At 53.0% G+C, this 5,902-nt stretch carries 6 protein-coding genes and 1 pseudogene; all 7 read right to left on the reverse strand.

Features of this window, described 5'->3' with window-relative positions; translation table 11 throughout:
• The coding region (locus DEF47_RS14475; RefSeq protein ID WP_287045201.1) for a hypothetical protein at window positions 1–1,671 on the reverse strand (1,671 nt) is incomplete at its 3' end.
• 330 nt (window positions 1,672–2,001) lie between these two features.
• Window positions 2,002–2,463, reverse strand: a complete 462-nt coding sequence (locus DEF47_RS14480) for a nucleoside 2-deoxyribosyltransferase domain-containing protein (protein ID WP_012192060.1) — start codon at window positions 2,461–2,463, stop codon at window positions 2,002–2,004.
• A 1-nt stretch (window position 2,464) separates the two neighbouring features.
• Complete coding sequence (locus DEF47_RS14485) at window positions 2,465–3,259, reverse strand: DNA adenine methylase (RefSeq protein WP_012192061.1); 795 nt, start codon at window positions 3,257–3,259, stop codon at window positions 2,465–2,467.
• Window positions 3,260–3,313: 54 nt separating this feature from the next.
• The gene (locus DEF47_RS14490) at window positions 3,314–3,862 is read right to left on the reverse strand and encodes a DUF1349 domain-containing protein (RefSeq protein ID WP_012192062.1); all 549 of its coding nucleotides are present in this window, start codon (window positions 3,860–3,862) and stop codon (window positions 3,314–3,316) included.
• Between the two features lie 56 nt (window positions 3,863–3,918).
• Window positions 3,919–4,809, reverse strand: coding sequence for a metalloenzyme domain-containing protein (locus DEF47_RS14495; protein WP_012192063.1), 891 nt, complete (start codon window positions 4,807–4,809; stop codon window positions 3,919–3,921).
• Window positions 4,806–5,645, reverse strand: a complete 840-nt coding sequence (locus tag DEF47_RS14500) for a PHP domain-containing protein (protein WP_012192064.1) — start codon at window positions 5,643–5,645, stop codon at window positions 4,806–4,808. Before DEF47_RS14500 ends, DEF47_RS14495 begins: the two co-directional genes overlap by 4 nt.
• Window positions 5,646–5,721: 76 nt before the next feature.
• Window positions 5,722–5,902, reverse strand: a pseudogene (locus DEF47_RS14505) (hypothetical protein); the annotation flags it as partial.

Here is a 5,902-nt window from a genome sequence, read left to right on the forward strand (position 1 = left end):
CTCAAACGGCACACGCCGAATGCTGCCATCATCAGCCAGGCTGCGCCGTGCCACAATTTCTTCGGTTGCCACCACACGGCCAATCATCAACTCGATCTCGGCGCGTGCTCCATCAAGCGGGCGTTGGCCAAATTGCTCGCGCACCGCAACACTACAGCGATGTTCAGCCAAGGTTGGCGCAACATCCTGCAAACGCAAACCCAATGAACCATCATCATTCCAGCCAATTACTCGCCCGCCGAGCACGCTAGCGCCGCTAAATAAACGCCGCTCAACCGTCACCGAATCAAGTTCGGCCAAGAAGGTGCCTTCGTGATCGACGATCTGTACTGGTATATCACTAATTGTGGTTGGATGCAGCGTGGCATAAATATCGCTGCGCTGCTGCAAATTGGCGACTGGTTGCCAAGTTGGGCTATCGGGCAACTGGGCTAGCTGATTGCGCTGGGTCAAACGCTCAACCAGATCGCTCACTTCCCACGCGCTAATTTCGCTTTGTTGCAAGGGCCGTTCTTCGGCGGCGCAGCGCAAATGCCCACTGCTGATGTAGTTGTTTTGGGTGGCTACGGGCAAGGCTGGCGGCACAGTTGGGGTGAGCAAGGCTGGTTGAGCCAAGGCGGTTTGGGCAGCAATCGATTGATCGGTCACCAACACCACGGCGCGATGGCCGCTGGCGAGTAAACTTGGCAGGCTGGTAGCATTCACGCCACCCAACATCACCAACACATGGGCCGGAGCCGCTGCCCGTGGCACTAAACTCAGGCCTTGAGCCGCGCCACGTTGGGCCAACATTGCTCGCTCTAGCCTATCGGGCGCATCAAGCTGCACGCTTAAACCTGCTTGGCGCAAGGCCAAGGCCAATTTCAAAGCTGCATCAACTGGCTGCGTGCCACCATTCCACAAAGCCCAAGTCAAGGGAATGCGGGCGGTATTGGCATAAACCAGCGGCGGCAGGTGGTCAAACACTCGCGCCAGCAATTCATCAATCTCGGCAACGGGCGCTAAACTGGCATAGAGCGTCAATGGTCGGGCACGCGGGCGCAAGCGTTCGATCCGCCGCATCAACCAACGGCAATGGCCAAAAATCGTACTACTGGCTTGATCGAAAGCTGGCAACACCACCCCATTCAGATGCGGCCAGATATTCGACCATCCACGATGGTGCGAGCGCAGCATGCGTTGATGCAAAATTGTAGGAGTAGTCAAAATCAAACGCGGTGGACTGTGAGGTGGGCGCGTACTTTGCTCAACGACCAAATGGGGAAAGCCGCCACCAAGCAGCGCATCAATATTATTCGCTGTTTGCGCCAAATCGTGCAAGCTAGCAGCATCGGGAGCCAACAGCAACAAACTACCTTGATTGGTGCTCACATGCTCGGCAGCCAACAGCAACAAACATGCTGGGCCAAGTGGGGCTGGCGCAACCAAGGCCAAGCCCAAGCCACGCCGCACGGTCGCCAACGCTTCAGCTTGCCAAGGCCAACCAGTTTCGCCGAGCAAGGCCCGCCAAGCTACCGCTAACTCCGGAGCCAAGGGCAGCGGTTGGGTGCTAGCATCGGGTAAGGCTAATTCACCACTCCTCAACAAAGGCGAGCGGCTGCTTTGGGCGAAACGTTGGGCAATTTGCTGCAACACGTCGCCAATTGGGGTTGAGGCAGACGATATACTCATAGCACCATTTTAACATGATCCTGAACAATTGAGCGAGGGGTATTTAGGCTGATTTTAGAATGGATGGGTTCTGCATTCACTCGACAAATCATCATGGTTCGCCACCCTTCCGTCCCTCCGCCGGAGGGAAACGCAGGGTGTTTTCATCCCCCTGCACCCCCTAAAGTTCAATTTGTGGTAAATAATGATTGAGTGGGATCTGAAGTCGATTTGGATGCCTTCACCCCCTAGCCCCCGCTCCCGCCCGCGAGGCGAGGGGGAACCCTCAATCATGATCGTTGGCTCTCCCCTCGCCCGCCGCAGTGGGAGAGGGGTTGGGGTGAGGGCATATCATCCCAAGCGTTTGCAAGTCTGAATTAATTCATCAATACTCGCAACTTGGGGAATTTGGTAACGAGCGCAGATAATATCGACGTTACCTTTGCGCCAAAAGCCTTCAGGACAGCAAACCACAACTTTTCCGCTCCTCGCGAATAAGCCCAGTTCGAGCAGGCTGATTGGAGCTTGAGTTTGCGGCGCAAAATAAATCACAATCAAATCGGCCAAGGCTAGGCCGTCAAGCTCCCATTCAACTTGGCCGCGAAACAGCGGATTCTCAATCGTCTGCTCCCACGAGCTATCCCAAGCATCACGGCGTGGGTTGAGCAGCAACAACTCGTCGTTGGTCAATTGACGTTCGATTTCAGCTTGCCAATCGATTGCACTGCCCATATCGATCGAGCCGGCCAAAAAAATCGTGGGCATGGTTTTGGTGGCGGGCAAAGCAGTTGGTGGTTTGAGCACAACAGCCATCTCAAGCTCCTTTGAAGGCCAGCATTTCGAGCGCTGGTTGACGGTCGCCGTTGCAGGCGATACGCCGTGGTGCAGGCAAGATCTCGATTGAAAAGCCCAAATTGCGATACAAATCTAAAATACGTTGGGTTGCTTGATTCGATGCCAGCACCGGGCCAGGGTGTTGCGCTAGCCATTCAGCCAATTGCACCTGTTCGCTCCAATTAAATCCTTGCTGGCTATAGGCGCGAAATGGCACATCGTAGGGTGGGTCGGCATAAATTAAGGCTTGAGCCGGGATTTGCATTTCAATAAAATGGCCCCGCTGAAACCGCCATTGGCGCAAGGTTTCGGCATAATGGCTAAAATCATAACAATAACGAATGCGTTTGTAGCGCCCAAATGGCACATTAAACAAGCCACGCTGATTAAAACGACACAGCCCATTATAGCCCGTGCGATTGAGATAATAAAACAACCCAGCAGCCTCAGCAGTTTGCTCAGCCCCAGCACGAATTAATTGATTGAATTGGTCACGATAACGATAATAATAAGTTTGGTCGTTATGTAATTCAAAATCGATCACCAAGCCATGCTGCAACCAGTGATAAAAATTAATCACATGTGGATTAATATCATTCAAAAGTGCCTGTTGTGGTTGCAAACCCAACGCAATCGCCAAACCACCAACAAATGGCTCAACCAAGGTATAATCTTGATAGTTCTGCCAAAAATCGCTCAGGCGGGGAATTAGCCAGCGTTTACCACCAGCCCATTTGAGCGGTGGATTGAGCAGTGGTAGAGCTTGGGTCAGCATAGGCTTCCTGTTGGTCGATAATTTGCCCAACTATACCATACTGACACAGACATGCTATTCCTGCGCGAGTGCTTCGAGTCGAAAATCGCGAAATTCGGCAGTAAAACCACTTTGGATTGGCGCGGCAGCCATCGGGCCAACTTGCACCGGCAAAGCAGGCGGAAAGTAGCCTAAACGCACCATCGTTGGGGTGGCATCAGCCTCAGTCGCATAGAGCACTTGGAGCGTATCGCCGTTGCGTGTGACTGTTAGCCAAAGTTCTTCCGGCGCTTCAGCCAACTTTACCACCGACCAATCCGAGTGTTCCAGCGTCAATACGGCACTCACATGGTAAATGCCATCGACGTATTCGATGCCACATTTGAGCCAATTATATTCATCGAGCCGCACCATCAGCCCAGCTTGATCATATTGATTCTGATAGTTGGCCTTAACTCGCACGCTACAGTTAAAGTTATTCTCGGCAACTTGATAGTAAAAATGGCCTGAATCAAAAATAAAACCATAGTGGGTTGTGCGCCAAAAATCGCTTTTCGTTTCAGCCGTAATACTCAGGACATCATCGCTGAATGACCATTGTTGCGGTTCGTTTAACCATTGCATCGGGTTTGCTCCTTCGAAAAATAAGCTGGATCTGAGCAAGTACCGCTATTATAGCGCTAGATTAATAGATCCAGAATCAAGGGCGTGATCTGGCTAATATCTTCGACTTTGGCTGCGGCTTGGGCCTTGGCTCCAACTACCAACAGCGGCACAGGATTGCGGCTATGGCTGGTGTGCTCGATCATCTCAAGGTTGCCATGATCGCTAACCAGAATCAAACTATCGCTGGGTTGCATTTGGCTGATGATCGCCCCAAGCATGGTATCGATCAATTCAAGCGTATGTTCGGGCGTTTCAACAATGCGCCGATGGCCAACGAAATCGGGCAAATAGCACTCGTAATGCACCAGATCGGCCAAACGCAGCGCTTGCCCAAGTCGCAAGCCTGCTTCGTGGGCAGTAATCGTGGGCAAGCCCGCCAATGCGCCCCATTGTTGCAAATAATAGCCCGTAATGTCCCAAGTCACTGCTTGACCAGCCAGCCATTCGGGTGTAGCAGGCAAGTTCAAATCGACGACTTGAGCGGCGAGGGCGGCGGCAGTTGCCCGTTGCTCACGCTTGGCGACTAGCTCCCAATAGCGATCACGATGGACGGTGGCGATCAGACTGGTTCGGCCAAGTTGCTGAACTTTGGCAAACAAGCTTTGTTCGGCGATCATCGGGCGTTGCGAGGGCGCAGGATAGGCTGGATAATGCCGTCCCAACAAGGCCGAAGCATTCACGCCTGTCCATAAACTGGTATGGCCCGTGCCACTTTGCGGCAAGCCCTCCACCCCCAAAGTGGCATCAATCGCCCGAAAATAGAGATTAGGCTGCTCAATCTGCAAATTACTGTGTGGTAAATCGCCCAGCAAGTTGGTGAGTGTTGGCAGATGGGCGGTCGTCCAGGGCGCGGCGGCGTGCGGCAACAAACCAACCCCATCAATAAAACAGACAATCACGCTCATAACACATCAATTCCAAAACGAGCCAAAAGATCGCGACAACGTGCGGCTGGCTGTGGGCTGAAAGGATCACGCGGGCCATGCGAATCGCCGCCAGCGCTGATCAAAAAGCCATGCAGCGCCGCCTGCTGCACGAAAAATGCCACTTGCTCAGAGCTGTGCATCGGATAATAAACCTCGATGCCATCAAGCCCAATCGCCGCCAATGCCACAAAATCAGCGGCAGTCGCTGGAATGGCATAAACACTTTTTTCACGACCAGGATGGGCTAAAATTGCCACTCCGCCAGCAGCATGAGCGACTTGCACAATCTCGTCCACGCTCAAGGGATTATAGGCCTCAGGCTGGTTGGTTAGTAAATAAGCCATGCCCGCCGATTCAGGATCAACGCCGGTTTGGCTGGGCCAGATGCCATCGCGCACCAAGCCATGAGCCACATCGGCCAAATTGGCAGGCCGATCAACGGCAATCTGGGCTAGGCTTGGGAGATCGTGGCCTGCACTGCGCGTTTGCTCCAGCAGGCGTTGAGCATCGGCATGGTTGCGCCGAACCACGGCCTCGCACAAACCCAAAATGCCAGGATCGTTAGGGTTTGCGCCGTAGACCAAGGTATGCCAAAGCTTGCCATTGAAGGCGCTATCAAATTCAACTCCGCCGATAAAATCCAAGCCTGCTGCTTGGGCAGCCTCAGCAAAGGCCGTCACTTGGCTGGTCGTGTTGTGGTCGGCGATGCCAATAACCTGAATGCCAGCCGCTTGAGCCGCTGCCATTAATTCGGTGGGTGTCCAATGCGAATGATGGGGTGTCGCAATTGTGTGACAATGTAAATCGAGCAACATTTAAGCCTCCCAACACAAAGGGCCAAGAGCACTAGCTCTTAGCCCTGCGATGGCGTTGCCAAAATGGTACCACAATTTAGGGTTGATTAACTGGGGGATTTTGATTAGTGATTGGGGAATTTTGGCTTTGGTTTTGGCTATATTTACGCCATTTGCGCCAGCCAAACCATGCGGCCAAAACCAACGGCAACCAAATTGGAAGCCAAACCGCCCAAACAACCAAGGTTTCAGCAACATCTTTGCCAATTTCCAACACA

It is taken from the genome of Herpetosiphon sp. (assembly GCF_003512625.1).
GTDB lineage: Bacteria > Chloroflexota > Chloroflexia > Chloroflexales > Herpetosiphonaceae > Herpetosiphon > Herpetosiphon aurantiacus.

Excerpts from the sequence above, each read along its gene's own strand:
- DEF47_RS14485 (WP_012192061.1), bottom strand. The coding sequence starts at position 3,259 with ATGCTGACCCAAGCTCTACCACTGCTCAATCCACCGCTCAAATGGGCT.
- DEF47_RS14495 (WP_012192063.1), bottom strand. The coding sequence starts at position 4,809 with ATGAGCGTGATTGTCTGTTTTATTGATGGGGTTGGTTTGTTGCCGCAC.
- DEF47_RS14500 (WP_012192064.1), bottom strand. The coding sequence starts at position 5,645 with ATGTTGCTCGATTTACATTGTCACACAATTGCGACACCCCATCATTCG.
- DEF47_RS14480 (WP_012192060.1), bottom strand. The coding sequence starts at position 2,463 with ATGGCTGTTGTGCTCAAACCACCAACTGCTTTGCCCGCCACCAAAACC.
- DEF47_RS14490 (WP_012192062.1), bottom strand. The coding sequence starts at position 3,862 with ATGCAATGGTTAAACGAACCGCAACAATGGTCATTCAGCGATGATGTC.